This window comes from Streptomyces sp. NPDC002835 (genome assembly GCF_053591995.1).
The window spans coordinates 76,045-90,135 of the sequence record NZ_JBSFUW010000007.1; the positions used below are offsets into that span (position 1 = coordinate 76,045).

A 14,091-nucleotide genomic window follows, 5' to 3' on the forward strand; every position below is an offset into this window, starting at 1 on the left:
TTCGGACTCAGAACGCCTGATCGGCGAAGCCGTGCCGCGCCACCCGGGCCATCATGGTCCGCCACACGCTGTAGCTCGTGTGCGGGTTGCCGGTGATGCCGAGCCGGGACTTGGCGGCGTCGAAGGCGCTCTGGGTGCGCGGCCCCCAGGCGCCGTCGACGGCCAGTCCGGACCCCATGAAGTTGTTGCACATCGCCTGGACGAACACGGTGTCGCTGCGCGAGCCCTTGTTGCACACCGTCGGCAGACCGCCGAAGTCGGCGTGGATGTGGTCGGCGTGGGCCGAGTTGTACCAGCCGTCCAGGACGTACCGGAACCGTCTGCGGCAGACCGCGTCCACCGCCAGGTAACGGCGGCGCAGCGTACGGTTGCTGGCCGCGTGGTGGCGGTCCAGCGGTGAGGACTGCCGGCCTCCCGCCCATCTCACGAGGTCGAGGTCCATCGCGGTGCCCTGCCCGTGCTGGCCGGACTTGTTGACGTAGAAGCCCGCGGAGACCAGGAAGGCCACGTCCGCCCCCGACAGGCTTCTGAGGTCGCGTATCCACACCACCAGCCGGTCGTAGAACGCCTGGGTGCACTGCCAGTTGCGCAGCGAGGTGTTGCCCCGGTTGCTCCGCCAGTAGTAGACGGGAGTGCCGTCGATTCTGCTGAACGTCTTCAGGGCCAGTGCCTGCGGGGCCTCCATGGCCGAGGGCAGCGCCAGTGCCCCCGGCGTCTGTGCCGCCTGGGCCGCCTGGGCCGTGGCGGCGCCGATGAACGGTGCCGCCACCGCCGCCGCCCCGAGGCCGCCGATCAGCGCCCGCCGGTCCAGTCCCTGCCCACCGACCGAAGAACGTGCCGCTTGCTCACGCATGCTGTGTGCTCCTTCGCAGTCTCGGTTGACCGATCACTGCAAAGGCTGGCGGGCGGGGCTCATACGTGGCTCATTCCGTTCTCACACGTACGCCGTTCAGCCAACTCCTTTCCGACTGAGCTTCGTTGATGGGGGACTTCCGTCAGCCGCCGAGCCGGGGGAAGAGGGGCACGGCCCCGGGGAGGACGCCGTCGACCGGGGTGCACTGCCGGGCGATGCGGGACGCGGCGTCCGGCAGGAACGGCGTGAGCCGGTCGGCGAGTTGCAGACAGGCCCCGAGCAGAGCGCCGAGGACGTCGTCCAGCCGCTGTCCGGCTTCACGGTCCCCGCCGCGTTCCGCCTTGGCCGATTCCCAGGGCCGCGTGGCGTCGACGCAGCGGTTGGCCTCCTCGACGATCGTCCACACGGCGGCCGCGGCGCGGCGGAAGTCGAAGTCCGCCAGGGCGGTTTCGATCTCCGGCGCGCTGTCGTCGCAGGCACGCGCCAGCCGTTCGCAGCCGGGTGCCGTGCCGCGCGGGGCGGGAAGGCGGCCGTCCCGGTAGCGGTGGGCCATGGTCACCACCCGGTTGACCAGATTGCCGAAACCGCCAGCGAGGTCGCTGTCGGCGCGGGCCACGAGCCGGTCCCGGGTGAAGTCAGCGTCGCCGACCCGCGGTACGTCACGCAGCAGCCACCAGCGGACGGCGTCCGTGCCGACGTCGGCGACCAGCTCGGCCGGATCGACGGTCGTGCCGGCGGACTTGCTGATCTTGCGCCCGTCGACCGTGAGGTAGTCGTGGACCAGGATGTCGGTGGGCAGCGGCAGTCCCGCCGACAGCAGCATCGCCGGCCAGTAGACGGCGTGGAAGCGGAGCACGCCCTTGCCCGCCAGATGCTGACGCCGCCGGCTCCCCGCCCACCACCGGTCGAAGGCCTCGTCGGCGGTGCCGTAGCCGAGGCTGGTCACATAGTTCCCGAGCGCGTCCCACCACACGTAGACGACCTGGTCCGGGTCGCCGGGCACGGGGATGCCCCAGCCGCGGGCGCGGCGCTGGGAACGGGAGACGGAGAAGTCGTGCAGGCCGCCGTCGATCAGGGCGAGCACCTCGTTGCGGCGGGAGGCGGGCTCGATACGCAGCCGGCCGCCGGTGATCAGCTCCCGGAGCGTGCCGGCGTGGCGGGACAGCCGGAAGAACCAGTTCTCCTCGGAGACGAGTTGGGGCTCGGTGCCGTGGTCGGGACAGCGGCCGTCGGCGAGGTCCTCGGGCGTGTAGAACTGCTCGCAGCCGACGCAGTACAGCCCCTCGTAGTGCTTGCGGTACAGATCGCCGGCGTCCGAGCACCGCTGCCACAGCCGCTCCACCCCGGCCCGGTGGCGGGGATCGCTGCTGGTGCGGATGAAGTCGTCGAACGAGAGCGCCAGCGGCTCGCGCAGCCCGGCGAACGCCGCCGCGTTGCGGTCGACGAGCTCCTGCACGCCGATGCCCTCCGCCTCGGCGGCGAGGACGTTCTTCAGCGAGTTGTCGTCCGTCCCCGTGAGGAAACGGACCTGGTCACCGGCCTGGCGGCGGTGGCGCGCGAGCACGTCCGCCTGCACCAGCTCCAGGGCGAAGCCCAGGTGGGGGCGGGCGTTGACGTACGGGATGGTGGTGGTGATGTAGGAACGCGTGTCGGTCACGGGAATCTCCTCCTCTTACCGAGGCGGGGCTCCGGCCTGCGCACACACAAGAGGCCCCGTCCTCGGGGCCTCGGCACGTCAGTCGTCCGTCTCAACAGCCCCGTCTGCGGGGCATCATCGGGAACGCGTGCGTGATCACGGGGCGAGGTTAACAGCACAGCGGCCGGCACGGACAAGGCTTTTCCGGCAGGTGACGCCGGTCCGGTCGCCCATGGCGCCGGTCCGGCCGGAACGCGCTTGACCCGTCCGCGAGGCCGCTGACAGGGTCGGCCCATGGCCACCTTCCGCGCACCCGACGGCACTCTGCTCGCCTATCACGTCTCCGGCGACGGACCGCCGCTGATCTGCCTGCCTGGCGGGCCCATGCGGGCGTTCGCGTACTGCGGCGACCTCGGCGGCCTGGCGGCGCGGGGCCACCGGGTGATCGGGCTCGATCTGCGCGGGACGGGCGAGTCGGAGGCCGCCGCCGACCCGGACTCGTACCGCTGCGACCGCCAGGTCGACGACGTCGAGGCGCTGCGCACGCACCTGGGCCTGGACCGGATCAGGCTCCTCGGCCACTCCGCCGGGGCCCAGTTGGCGACCCTGTACGCGGCCCGCCACCCCAAGCGCGTCTCCGAGCTGGTGCTCGTGACGCCCGGCGGCCAGGCCGTCGGCGAGGAGGCCACCGCGGAGGACCGCCTGGAGACGGCCCGGCTCCGGCGTGACGAGGAGTGGTTCCCGGCGGCGTACGAGGCCCTGGAGGCGGTCACCCAGGGACGGGCGACGGAGAGCGACTGGGAGGCCGTCGCACCCTTCACCCACGGACGCTGGGACGCGGCGGCCCGCGCCCACCGGGCGGCCGGCCCGCAGCAGCGCAACCAGGAGGCCGGGGCGCTGTACGACGCGGAGGGCGCCTTCGCCCCCGCGGCGACCCACGAGGCGCTGTCGGCCTTCGAGGGCCGCACCCTCCTGCTGGCGGGCGAGTTCGACGTGGCCGCGCCGCCGCGCGCGGTGACCGCGGCCGCCACGGCGTTCCCCGACGCCAGGACCGTCGTCCTGCCGGCCGCGGGCCACTTCCCCTGGCACGACGACCGCGAGGGCTTCGTGCGCGCGGTCACGGACTTCCTGGGCTGAGCGGGCGAGGGCTCCTGGGGGGCGCGTACGCGGCCCGGGCCGAGTGCCCCGCCGCGTAGGCTCGGGGATACGTACGCCCGGAAGGAACAGACGCATGACCCGCCCCGCACCCGGCCCCGCCGTGCCGCAGTCGGTCGACCGCGCGCTGGAGATCCTCGACGCCGTGGCGGACGCTCCCGGGCCGGTCGGGGCGAAGGCCCTCGCCCGGCGGCTGGGGTGCTCGCTGTCGACCGTGTACCACCTGCTGGGGCCGCTGACCGCCCGCGGGCACCTGGTCCGCACCGGTGCCGGGTACGCCCCCGGGCCGCGGCTGGCCGCGCTGCACCGGTCGTACCGGAGGCACTTGGGGCTGGGGCCGCAGATCGCCGAGCTGCTGCCCCGGCTGCGGCGGGCCACCGGAGCGGAGGCGTACTTCACCGCGTACCGGGACGGCCGGATCGTCATGATCGACAGCACGGTGCCGGTGACGGACGTGGCCCACCCCTTCCTGCCCGGACCCGAGACCCGCGCACACGCCACCGCCCACGGGAAGGTGCTGCTCGCCGCGCTGCCGAGGACGGCCCGGCGGCGGTATCTGGCCGAGCACGGCATGGCCCGGTTCACCGACCGCACGATCACGACGGCGGAACGCTTCGAGGCGGAGGTCGCGCAGGTACGGGGGCAGGGCCTCGCGGTGTCGATGGGCGAGGCGGACCCCGGGTTCACCTGCCTGGCGACCACGCTGCCGCAGCCGGCCGACGGCCCGGACGGCGTGGTGCAGGCGCTGTCGGTGTCGCTGCCCACCGCCGACTTCCGGCGGCGGCACGGGGAGATCCGGGCGGCGCTGGCGCGGGCCGCGGCGACGGCGTCGCTCTGACCGGACGGCCGCTTTCCGCCCGTTTTCCGGCACAGCCGGAATCGGGCGCGCCGCGAGTGGCTCCGCGCGGCCGGTGGCGGCACCGTGGACGGCATGATCTTCATCGCCGTCAGGTTCACCGTCCGCCCCGAGTACAGCGACCGCTGGCTCGAGATCGTCGACGACTTCACGCGCGCGACCCGCGCCGAGCCCGGAAACCTCTTCTACGACTGGTCGCGCAGCGTCGACGACCCTCACAGGTTCACGCTCCTGGAGGCCTTCGCCGACGCCGACGCGGGCGCGGCGCATGTGGCCTCCGACCACTTCCGGGCCGGCATGGAGTCGATGGCGGCGGCCATCGCGACCACCCCGGAGATCATCCACGTCGAGGTCCCGGGCCAGGGCTGGAACGAGATGGCGGAGCTCAAGCCGGTCCGGTAGGGCCGCGGCCCGGGAGCGTACGCCAGGGGGCGGTTCCGTGTGACTCCCGGACCGCCCCGACGCCGACGCCGTGTCTCAGGGCCCTCGGTGGATGGCGGGCGCCGGGGCCGGGGCGGGAACGCGGGCACGGTCGCCGTCCTGGTCGAGGGCGCGGCCGAGGCGCAGCAGGGCGGCCTCGCGCTCCGGTGCCGCTTCCTCGCGTTCACAGCAGGCGCGGGCGAAGAGGCGGAGGAGATCGTGGTAGCGGTACCACTGCGGAGCCACGGACTCCAGCAGGGAGGCGTCCACCAAACCCTCCAGCAGGTCCTCGGCGTAATGGTCGGGCAGGTCAAGGACGGCCGCCGCGGCCGCCAGAGGGATGTCGGGGCCGTCGGTGAGGGCCAGGAGACGGAAGGCACGCGCGCCGGCCGGGTCCAGTTGCCCGTAGCCGAGTTCGAAGGCGCTCTTGACCGCGAGGTCACCCGCGCGAAGTTCCTCCAGGCGCCGGCGCTCGTCGGCGAGTCTGGCCGCCAGCACCGGGACCGTCCAGGTGCGGCGGGCGGCCAGCCGGGAGGCGGCTATGCGGATCGCGAGCGGCAGGAAGCCGCAGGCCGCCACCACGTCGAGAACGGCTTCGCGCTCGTCGGCCACCCGTTCCGCACCGACGACGCCTGTGAAGAACTGGACGGCCTCCTCCGGGGACATCACGTCCAGGTCCACGAGGTGCGCCCCCGCCAGATCGACCATCCGGCCACGGCTGGTGACCAGCGCCGCACACCCTGCCGTGCCCGGCAGGAGGGGCCGGACCTGGGCCGCGTCCCGCACGTTGTCCAGCACCACGAGGATCCGGCGGCCGTCGAGGGCGGAGCGGTACAGCGCGGCCCGGGCCTGCCACCTGTCGGGCAGTTCGGAGCGCGGGACGCCGAGGGCTTGGAGGAAGTCGCCCAGCACGTCGTGCACGTCGGCCGTCCCTTCCCGGGGCCGGTCGAGATGCGCGTAGAGCTGGCCGTCCGGAAAATAGGGCCGGACCGCGTGCCCCACCTCCAGCGCGAACGCCGTCTTGCCCGCGCCCGCCATGCCGGACACCGCGACGACGGGCGTCGCGGCCTCGTCCTCGGCCGACGTCAGCCGCCGGACGGTCTCGTGCACGGCCGTCACCCGACCGGCGAAGTACGGCTCTCTGGCCGGGAGTTGGGCCGGACGGTACGCAGCGGAGGTGGCAGCGGCGCGCGGCGCGCGGAGCCCGGAGGTGGCCAGCGTCACGTCCGCCGCGAGGATCCGCCGCTGAAGCTCGGCGAGTTCGGGTCGCGGATCGACACCGAGTTCGTCGGCGAGGAGCCGTCGGGTGTCCGCGTACACGGCGAGCGCCTCCGCCTGCCGCCCGCTGCGGTACAGGGCGAGCATCAGCAGTTCACGCAGCCGCTCACGCAGGGGATACGCGTCGGTGAGCGCGGTCAGCTCGGAGACGGCTTCCGCATGGGCGCCGATCTCCAGGTCGACGTCGAGACGTGCCTCCAGGAGTTGCAGGCGCCACTCCTCCAGGCGGGCGCGCTGGCTGTCGGCGAACGGACCCGGGACCGCGGTGAGCGCCTCCCCGTCCCACAGGCCGAGCGCCTCGTTCATCCGGGCACGGGCTTCGCGCACGTCGCCTGCCGCCAGCAGCTTCTCGGCCTCGGCGGCCAGCCGCCTGGCGATCCCCAGGTCCACCGCGTCTTCGGGGACGCGCAGGACGTAGCCGCCGGATTCACTGTGCAGGACGTTCATACCGAGGATCTTGCGCAGCCTTGAGGCGTAGGTCCTCGTGACCGCCAGGGCCTGGGTGGGCGCATCCTCGCCCCAGATGGCGTCGATCAGCTCCGGGGCGGTGGCCGTGCGTCCGTTGCGCAGCAACAGGGCTGCCAGGAGGGCGCGCTGCTGCGGCGACCCGGAAGGCAGCACCTCGCCGTCGTCGCGCCGGATGCTCACCGGTCCGAGCACCGAGAACCGCAACTGCGGCGCGCCTGCCGCCTCCTCGCCGCGCATCACCGCTCCCGACCTCGTCGCGCCCTGTGCGGGCGTATTCAGGACGTCCATCATTCGTATATCGCCGGAGCCCACCATAGTTGAACTGACGTCCGCCACCAGACTGCCCAGTCCGTTGGACCATACGTCGCGAGGGTAACCCCGGGATGGCCTCCCGGGGCCCTTGGCGTTTTCGGAATATGCCAACTCTGTTGCTGCGACCGCCTTTTGGGCTACGGTCATACCGCTGTCACGCCGTCGAGACGACACCGAGGGCCTCCTAGCCAGAAGCCTGCCGACGTTCCTCTCGCGCGCCGTGCGCAGCCATCACGGACTGGGCAAACGGACGTTAGGAGAGTGCTCTCACCATGCACTTCACAAGCTCATCGATCGGGCTGCTGGCCGGCGTGACCATCTCGCTGGCCTACTTCGTACTCGTCGGCTATCTGGCGAGGTCACTGCGCACCACCCACCGGCTGCCGGTCGTCATCGGGGCGATCTCGGGCATGCTCGGGGCACTGCCCGCGATCCTGTACTCGATGCAGTACGTGCTCGATGTGAGCGCCTGACGGTCACCCGGCCCCACGGCCACGGCGTCACCCGGCCAACCGCACTTCGCGCCGGGGGCGGGGCTGCGGCACCTGGGGGTGCCGCAGCCTTCCCACTGCCTCAGCCGCGCTCGTTCCCGGTCCCGGTGAGGCCGTGCCGTGTCGGCCAGAGGAGAGCCTGAGCGACCACGACCCGCTCGCCGTCGAAGGTGACGGCGGGGCCTTCGTGCAGTCGGTAGCCCTGGCCGAGCGCCTCGCTCACGCGTCGGCAGAACGCCTCGTCGTCGGGGCCGGTCAGTACGCGGTACACGGGCAGCCCGTCGGGTGGTGTGCTCATGGGGCCAAGGATCTCAGAGGTCCTGGATACGCCGGAAGGGAGCGCCGGCCTCCAGCGCGTACGCGACCTCCAGCAGCATCCGCTCGTCGCCGGGGCGGCCGGAGAACATGACGCCGATGGGCAGCCCGTCCTCCGTCGCGCTCGCGGCGGGCACCGAGATCGACGGCGTTCCGACGACGTTGTTGACCGGGGTGAACGCGACGTACGCCAGGATCCGTTCGATCAGCGTCGGGTACGGAACGCCCGGGCTGAGGTGACCGATCGCGGGCGTGGTGTGGGCGAGCACCGGGGAGAGGACGAGGTCGAGCCCGCGGAACGCCGCCGCGTACGCCTCCCGCGTACGCTTCAGCCGCCGCAGCACTCCGGGCGTGCGCTGCCAGCCCTTCAGATACGCCTCGCGCAGTCCCCGGCTGAGGCCGTCCATGCGGCGCCGGTCGAAGTCCGCGCCGAGCGTCCGGCCCGTGACGCCGATCAGGAACGACAACAGGCCCCAGTAGGCGAGGAAGTCCTCGGTGAAGCGGGGGTCGAGCGTCAACTCCATCGGTTCCACGGTGTGCCCGAGCCCCTCGAGCGTCGCCGCCGTCTCCGTGACGGCCGCCCGGGTGGCGGCGTCCGATCGCACCCCGTTGGGCGAGTCCAGCAGCAGACCGATGCGCAACCGCTGCGCCGAGGGGCCCTCGACCAGCCCGAGCGGGGGCAGTTTCGGGTTGCGCCAGTGCGTCTCGGCGGCGGCGAGGAATGCGGCGGTGTCCCGCACGGACCGGCTCAGGACGCCGTCGGTGACGATGTCGAGCGGCAGTTGACGGCCCTGCGCGTTCGCCACGACCCGGCCACGGGTCGGCTTCAGCCCGACGAGGCCGCAGCAGGCGGCGGGGATCCGGATCGAGCCGCCGCCGTCGTTGGCGTGCGCGACCGGCACCGCGCCGGCCGCGACGAGCGCCGCGCTGCCGCCCGACGAACCGCCCGCCGAGTGGGCGGTGTGCCAGGGGTTGCGGACGGGCTCGGCGTCCTCGTACTCCGTGGTCGGGCTGAACCCGAACTCGGGCAGCCGGGTCTTGCCGAGCACCGTGACACCGGTGCTCAGGAGCTGCCGCGTGAACGGCGCGTGCCGGCGTGCGCCCTTCGGCACGAACGCGGCACTACCGTGACCGGTGGGCAGCCCCAGGTAGTCGGTGTTGTCCTTGACGAAGGTCGGCACCCCGGCGAACACCTCGCCCGCTCCCACGCCTGCGCCGTGCGCCGGTACGTCGAGCTGCACCTGAACCGCGTTGAGCCGCGCCTCCACGGCGCTGACCCGCGCCGCCGCGTCCCGGGCGACCTCGTCGGCGCCGACCTCACGCCGCCGAATCGCCTCGGCGAGCCCGACGGCGTCGTGCTCGCCGAGGGCGTCGTCGCAGAAGGCGTGCACCGTGGTCTGTTTCCCGGAAGTCGTCACCGCTGGCTCCGCCCATGAACGCGTGGATGGTTGCCGGCCATCATTCCTTACCGGCAAGTAACACGCGAGGGTTCCGGGGCCGCGATCTCGGGAATCCGTGCGGTACGAACTCTCTTGCTGCGCTGAGTCGGCGCGCCGGGCAGCCACCCTCTCGGGTCGGTCAGACTGACACGATGAGACGAATCCTCGTTGCTCTCACTGCCGTTGGGGCGGTCCTGCTCTCGGGATGCTCCGACGACGACGCCTCGGCAGGCCCCCCGACGGCCACCGCGTCTCCCGGCCCCACCGCCACCGACCTGGCCGCGCACTACCGAAAGGCCGGCGGAGACGCCGCCGTCCAAGGCATCGACCACACGCGGCGGGCGGACGGTGCCGCGCTGCTGACGGTGTGGACCGACAAGAACGACGGTTACGTGCCCTTCGATACATTCGCCGACGCGCTGAGTACCTTCCTCTCCGGCGAGGACGTCCGCCTCGACCGGGGGTACATCCTCACGGTCTACGGCGCTGACGGCTCGCTGCTGCACAAGTACGACACGGCCCCGGGCCCTTCAGCCCGATGACAGGCCGGTGGCGCGCCGCCCGGCCGGGTGCGGGGAGCGTCGCGGCCCTCGGTAGCCTGCGTCATCATGAAGCGCCCCTGGATCCTGCCGACGCTGTTCGTGCTCTGCGGCTCAGCCGTCGCGACCGGGATGTTCCTCAAGGGGAGCCCCGGCGAGGCCGTGGTGCTCCTGCTGGTGTTCGGGTTGCCGGCAGCTGTGAACTCGCCGCTGATCTTCCCGAGGTCGATCGGTGCGCTGGAGGCACAACGCCTCAGCGCGGTCGACGGCCGGCCGGTCGTCTTCTGGCGGCCGGGCTGCACGTACTGCCTGCGACTGCGCATCCGGTTGGGCCGCAACGCCCGCCGGCTGCACTGGGTCGACATCTGGCGCGACCCGGCGGGAGCGGCAGCGGTACGGGCGGCCAACGACGGCAACGAGACCGTACCGACCGTCCTCGTGGCGGGCCGGCCGCACGTGAACCCGGACCCCGCGTGGGTGCGCGAGCAACTCCCGCCTTCTTGACTTGCGCCCTGGCGGGTCTCCACGCTGCCGGTGTGCCCCGGCAAGTGGGGGCAGCGGTAGTGGGGCGGTTCCCAAGCGCCGGTCATGACGCGTGAGCCGGTCGCGGGTAGGGCCGCACGCGGCAGGGCTGCCACCCCGACGCGGGGTGGCAGCCCTGCCGGTCAGTCGGCCAGCAGCTCCCGAAGTTCGCCGACCGCCTCCCGGAGGCGGTCCGCGAACGTCCGCATCTGGTCGGCCACCCCCAGCGGTGTGCTCAGATAGAGGTTGAACCGCTCCGGCAGCAGCACGTACGCGACGCCGATACACCGGTCACTCGTGGCCCCGAAGCCGAAGTACTGGATGTTGGCGGACGGTGCGGAGCTGGTGCTCAGGTAGTCGTCCCGCATCGTCAGCCAGCCCGGAGTGCGGTACAGCGCGGGCTGCTCGGTCACTCCCAGCTCGGCCCCGCGCCGTCGCTGGATCAGTTCCAGTTCCCACAGGTGCTGCTCGGGTGCCTCTCCCAGCCGGCATTCCTTTGCGCGCGTCACATGCTTCTGGGCGGCGGCCCGGAACGCGGCGCGCCGGGTGGCGGCGTCGGCTGCCGGATCGGTCATGGCCGCGACGAACTCGTGCATCTCGGGGGTGACGACGCGCATCGCCTCTGTCCGCCCGTGCCGGTACTGGCGGGTGGCGATCGACTCGTACGTAGCGCCCAGGTGTCCCTTGGCGCGCTGGTGGGCGAGCTGGTAGGCCACCTGGACGAACGCGTCCGGCGAGACGCCCAGGGCCTTGGCCGCACTGCTGCCGAAGTCGTCGAAGGACACGATGCGGGTGGCGGTGGCAGCTCCGTACGCCGCGAACGCGTCGGCGGCCGAGCGCACTTGGGCCCGCAGGGCGTCGTCGAGTTCGAAGACGACCGGTTCCAGCGCCGGCAGCCCCTGGGAGCGGGCGCCGGACCGGCGGGAGTGCTCCTCGGCCGGGGTGGTCAGCAGGGCGTCGGTGAAGCTGAGGATGGTGGTGCCGTCCAGCTCGCAGTGCTCCACGTTGATGCCCGCGCGGCCGTCGGCGAAGACGATGAAGGACACCGCCTTGTCGAACCAGCGGTTGCCGCGGTCGCCGTACAGCAGCTGGTCGCAGGCGTCCTGGGTGTCCGCCGGGGCGAAGTCCTCCAGGCAGACGCAGAACAGGGCGGTCTCGACGTCGTCGAGCGCGTCCGCGTTGCGGGGGTGGCACGCGAGCAGGGACTGGCGGGCTGCCGCCCACTGAGCGCGAGCCATGGTGGTGAGGTGGCCCACCGAGGTGTCCGCGGCGGCCGGTTCGGCGCCGGCCTTCATCACCGCGTGCAGTCCTGCCTCGAGGTCTTCGAGGCTGTGCGGGACGCCGTCCGCGCCGAGCACGTCCAGGCGGAACATGCCTCCCCGGAAGAACACCACGATGTGCCGGGCCCGGGACGGGCCCGGCCACTGGTCGGTGTAGGGGCTGCGCACGGTGTCCTGTTCCGCGCCGGGAATACGCGTCGCGGAGAACAGATACTTGTTCTGCTCCATCGACTGGGGCTCCCCGCGCTGCATCACCGGAGGAATGAGCTCCTGGTCGAGCTGCCGCTTGTAGTCGACGGCCCCGGCGATGAGCCCGGCAGCACGCTCCACCTGCGGCCGGCCGGTGTCCTTGAACAGGAAGAAGAAGTTGGCGTTGAGCGCGATCCGGTCCCGGCGGCCCAGGTAGCGGTACGGCCAGAAGGTGTCGAGCCAGCTGTGTACGCCCTCCGCCGCGTCGTACTCCTCCAGCGCCGCGTGCAGCACCCGGCCCGGGCCGTCCGGCCGGAGGAACGCTGCCACCTCGGCCTCCGTCGCCGCCAGTTCGTCGACGGTCAGCAGCGGCTCGCACCAGGCGAGGAACCTCTCGCAGCTCGCTTCGAGTGTGGGCAGCGGCACGCGCGGCAGACCGGCCTCCTGGGAGAAGGTCGTCATGGCAGGCATGTCCTGACTGGTGTTCAATTCTGCTCTCGATTCAGTTCAATGGGGCCTGTGGCTTCCCCGTCAGCGGGCCGGGAGAGGTAGAGCTGTGCGTACAGCCAGCCTTCCGCCTCCAGGCCCCGCGCATTCACCCCGACGGCCGACATCCTGTCCAGCACGAGCGCCTGCTCCTCAGAAGAGGCGAACCTGCGCTGTCTGAAGGACCCATCGGCACGGACGGTCCGGTAGCCCAGCTCGGCCAGCGCGTGCTCGACGGGGTCGAACGGGAACATCCGCAGGACGAAGTGCGCCATCCAGGGCCGGCGGGTGCCCTGTGCCTGGACGACTCGGGTGAGCGTGCGCTCCGTGACGTAGCCGAGGCAGCCCGTCGAGATCACCAGGTCCGTCCCGGCGAACTGGGCGCGCTGCCGCGGCGTGGGCTCGCGCTCCTCCAGGTCGGCGTGGACCGCGTCGTCCAGGAACTCGGCGTCGAGCGCGTAGGACAGCGCGCTGCCGGAGGTGTCGAGGCCGACGAAGCGGACGGGTTGCGCGGGGCGGCGCGACCGGGCCAGCTCCCGGTCGTGGGCCAGCAGGGCTTCGCGGCTCTCTCCCGCGCGCTCCTGGCCGGCGTAGCGCGCGTACAGCTCGTCCATCGTCGCGTCGTACTTCAGCAGGGCGGCGTTGATTCCGTAGGAACAGCCGATGTCCAGCACCTTGGGGACCGCGACACCTTGCGAGTCGCGGTACTCCTTGATGAGTTTGGCGAAGTAGGGCTTGGCCTGCTGGGGAATGCTGTAGCCGAGCGGGTTCAGCGCGCTGAAATAGCTGCGCGGATCGGGCTGGGTGTAGATGTGGTCGAGAGAGACTTTCCCGGTGGCGTCGAATCGCACAGGGCTTACTCCTCCATTGATCGCTTGGTGCGGATCGCGCAGCGGGGGCTCGCGCAGCGCCGGATCGCGGAGCGGGGATACCGCTAGTCCAGCAGCAGGTCGCCCCGCACGGCCCGGCCCTCGGCCGCCAGATGCTCGGGCAGTACGCGGCCGAAGAGCTGCTGGGTCCGTGCCACGCTCCCGATGACGCCCGGGTGCTCGCTGTAGGCGAATATCGCGGAGTGGCGGGCGACCTCGCCGCGCACGGGGCTCACCCGGTGCAGCGAGTAGCGGCCCTTGAACAGCTGCAGGTCACCCGGCTGCAGGGGCAGGCTCCGAATCAGCCGCTCGCCACGGCCGTCCAGTACGTCCCGGACGTCGTCGAAGCGCTCGTCGTGCGCGGACCTGATGTTCGGGCAGTACTCGAAGTCGCCGCCGGCCTGTGCCTGCTGGGTGAGCATGCTGACGGTGAACTCATTGGTGTCGAAGTGCCAGGGGTGCTCCATGCCGGGAGCGACGACATTGAGAACCAGCCCGGAGAGCGGGTCCGCCAGCTCGTGGAGCTGCGGCAGCCCGAAGCAGCGGGCGATGAAGTCCTGGAACACCGGGTGGGAGTAGAGCCTGCTGATGAGGGAACTCTGGGGGACGCGGTCCCGCGCGACGAAGGCGTTGCCCCGCTGGAAGGTGCGCCGACCGGGGTGGTCCTCGGGCAGCGCCGAATCCACCGCGATGTTGTAGACGTTGACGGTTTCGACGTCGTAGTGGGCCCGAGGGGCGATGGCCGAGCACTCCTGCCGCAGGACTTCGCGGAGCGACGGACGGATGAAGTCCGGCAGCACGGTGCAGCCGAGAGTCCGCAACTCGAGCCCGGCGCGGGAGACCACGGCCTGTGCCTCGGCGCTCTCGGGTTCCGACAGGGGATAGCGAGCCGTGTCGACCACCTGGTCGAGCGTTGCGGTTTCCAAGGTTCTCAATCGATCCTCTCCACATGCGGGCAGACCGTCCCGGGCGGAATGCTCCCG

General features: G+C 72.0%; 13 protein-coding genes and 1 pseudogene. 6 read left to right on the forward strand and 8 right to left on the reverse strand.

Features of this window, described 5'->3' with window-relative positions:
• Window positions 1-7: 7 nt before the first annotated feature.
• Window positions 8-853, reverse strand: a complete 846-nt coding sequence (locus tag ACWD01_RS09995; protein ID WP_451159985.1) for an extensin family protein — start codon at window positions 851-853, stop codon at window positions 8-10.
• Between the two features lie 142 nt (window positions 854-995).
• Window positions 996-2,510 carry a methionine--tRNA ligase gene (locus ACWD01_RS10000; RefSeq protein ID WP_451159987.1) on the reverse strand — a complete coding sequence of 505 codons (1,515 nt, stop codon included), beginning with the start codon at window positions 2,508-2,510 and terminating at the stop codon, window positions 996-998.
• Between the two features lie 273 nt (window positions 2,511-2,783).
• On the opposite strand from ACWD01_RS10000, the gene ACWD01_RS10005 reads away from it, so the two are divergent.
• From ACWD01_RS10005 to ACWD01_RS10015, 3 genes are all read left to right on the forward strand, one after another.
• A complete protein-coding gene (locus tag ACWD01_RS10005) occupies window positions 2,784-3,626 on the forward strand; it encodes an alpha/beta fold hydrolase (protein ID WP_451159989.1) in 843 nt (280 codons plus the stop codon).
• A gap of 94 nt (window positions 3,627-3,720) precedes the next feature.
• Window positions 3,721-4,482, forward strand: a complete 762-nt coding sequence (locus tag ACWD01_RS10010) for an IclR family transcriptional regulator (RefSeq protein ID WP_451159991.1) — start codon at window positions 3,721-3,723, stop codon at window positions 4,480-4,482.
• Window positions 4,483-4,575: 93 nt separating this feature from the next.
• Window positions 4,576-4,902, forward strand: coding sequence for a putative quinol monooxygenase (locus ACWD01_RS10015; protein ID WP_159684830.1), 327 nt, complete (start codon window positions 4,576-4,578; stop codon window positions 4,900-4,902).
• Window positions 4,903-5,058: 156 nt separating this feature from the next.
• Here ACWD01_RS10015 and ACWD01_RS10020 read toward each other — a convergent pair.
• Window positions 5,059-6,903, reverse strand: a pseudogene (locus ACWD01_RS10020) (BTAD domain-containing putative transcriptional regulator); the annotation flags it as partial.
• 347 nt (window positions 6,904-7,250) lie between these two features.
• Here ACWD01_RS10020 and ACWD01_RS10025 point away from each other — a divergent pair.
• Window positions 7,251-7,451 (forward strand): hypothetical protein, encoded by a 201-nt coding sequence (locus ACWD01_RS10025; RefSeq protein WP_451159993.1) that lies wholly within the window; start codon window positions 7,251-7,253, stop codon window positions 7,449-7,451.
• Window positions 7,452-7,551: 100 nt separating this feature from the next.
• On the opposite strand, the gene ACWD01_RS10030 is transcribed toward ACWD01_RS10025, so the two are convergent.
• A complete protein-coding gene (locus ACWD01_RS10030) occupies window positions 7,552-7,767 on the reverse strand; it encodes a DUF1737 domain-containing protein (protein ID WP_159684836.1) in 216 nt (71 codons plus the stop codon).
• 13 nt (window positions 7,768-7,780) lie between these two features.
• Window positions 7,781-9,202, reverse strand: coding sequence for an amidase (locus ACWD01_RS10035; RefSeq protein WP_451159996.1), 1,422 nt, complete (start codon window positions 9,200-9,202; stop codon window positions 7,781-7,783).
• Window positions 9,203-9,375: 173 nt separating this feature from the next.
• Here ACWD01_RS10035 and ACWD01_RS10040 point away from each other — a divergent pair, with 173 nt between their 5' ends.
• Window positions 9,376-9,765: a hypothetical protein gene (locus tag ACWD01_RS10040; RefSeq protein ID WP_451159998.1), complete on the forward strand. Its 390-nt coding sequence runs from the start codon at window positions 9,376-9,378 to the stop codon at window positions 9,763-9,765.
• A gap of 66 nt (window positions 9,766-9,831) precedes the next feature.
• Entirely contained in the window at window positions 9,832-10,266 is a 435-nt protein-coding gene (locus ACWD01_RS10045) for a glutaredoxin domain-containing protein (protein WP_451160000.1), read from the forward strand.
• 161 nt (window positions 10,267-10,427) lie between these two features.
• Here ACWD01_RS10045 and ACWD01_RS10050 read toward each other — a convergent pair whose 3' ends face one another.
• The 3 genes from ACWD01_RS10050 to ACWD01_RS10060 all read right to left on the reverse strand — a co-directional run bounded on the left by ACWD01_RS10050 (window position 10,428) and on the right by ACWD01_RS10060 (window position 14,043).
• A complete protein-coding gene (locus ACWD01_RS10050; RefSeq protein WP_451160002.1) occupies window positions 10,428-12,215 on the reverse strand; it encodes a choline/carnitine O-acyltransferase in 1,788 nt (595 codons plus the stop codon).
• A 23-nt stretch (window positions 12,216-12,238) separates the two neighbouring features.
• A complete protein-coding gene (locus ACWD01_RS10055; protein WP_451160004.1) occupies window positions 12,239-13,090 on the reverse strand; it encodes a class I SAM-dependent methyltransferase in 852 nt (283 codons plus the stop codon).
• An 83-nt stretch (window positions 13,091-13,173) separates the two neighbouring features.
• Window positions 13,174-14,043, reverse strand: a complete 870-nt coding sequence (locus ACWD01_RS10060) for a HalD/BesD family halogenase (protein ID WP_451160006.1) — start codon at window positions 14,041-14,043, stop codon at window positions 13,174-13,176.
• Between the last annotated feature and the right edge of the window lie 48 nt (window positions 14,044-14,091).

What these genes read in the sequence shown, in the direction of transcription:
- ACWD01_RS09995 (WP_451159985.1), bottom strand. Translation starts at nt 853, where the DNA reads ATGCGTGAGCAAGCGGCACGTTCTTCGGTCGGTGGGCAGGGACTGGAC.
- ACWD01_RS10040 (WP_451159998.1), top strand. Translation starts at nt 9,376, where the DNA reads ATGAGACGAATCCTCGTTGCTCTCACTGCCGTTGGGGCGGTCCTGCTC.
- ACWD01_RS10050 (WP_451160002.1), bottom strand. Translation starts at nt 12,215, where the DNA reads ATGACGACCTTCTCCCAGGAGGCCGGTCTGCCGCGCGTGCCGCTGCCC.
- ACWD01_RS10045 (WP_451160000.1), top strand. Translation starts at nt 9,832, where the DNA reads ATGAAGCGCCCCTGGATCCTGCCGACGCTGTTCGTGCTCTGCGGCTCA.
- ACWD01_RS10025 (WP_451159993.1), top strand. Translation starts at nt 7,251, where the DNA reads ATGCACTTCACAAGCTCATCGATCGGGCTGCTGGCCGGCGTGACCATC.
- ACWD01_RS10010 (WP_451159991.1), top strand. Translation starts at nt 3,721, where the DNA reads ATGACCCGCCCCGCACCCGGCCCCGCCGTGCCGCAGTCGGTCGACCGC.
- ACWD01_RS10030 (WP_159684836.1), bottom strand. Translation starts at nt 7,767, where the DNA reads ATGAGCACACCACCCGACGGGCTGCCCGTGTACCGCGTACTGACCGGC.
- ACWD01_RS10005 (WP_451159989.1), top strand. Translation starts at nt 2,784, where the DNA reads ATGGCCACCTTCCGCGCACCCGACGGCACTCTGCTCGCCTATCACGTC.
- ACWD01_RS10015 (WP_159684830.1), top strand. Translation starts at nt 4,576, where the DNA reads ATGATCTTCATCGCCGTCAGGTTCACCGTCCGCCCCGAGTACAGCGAC.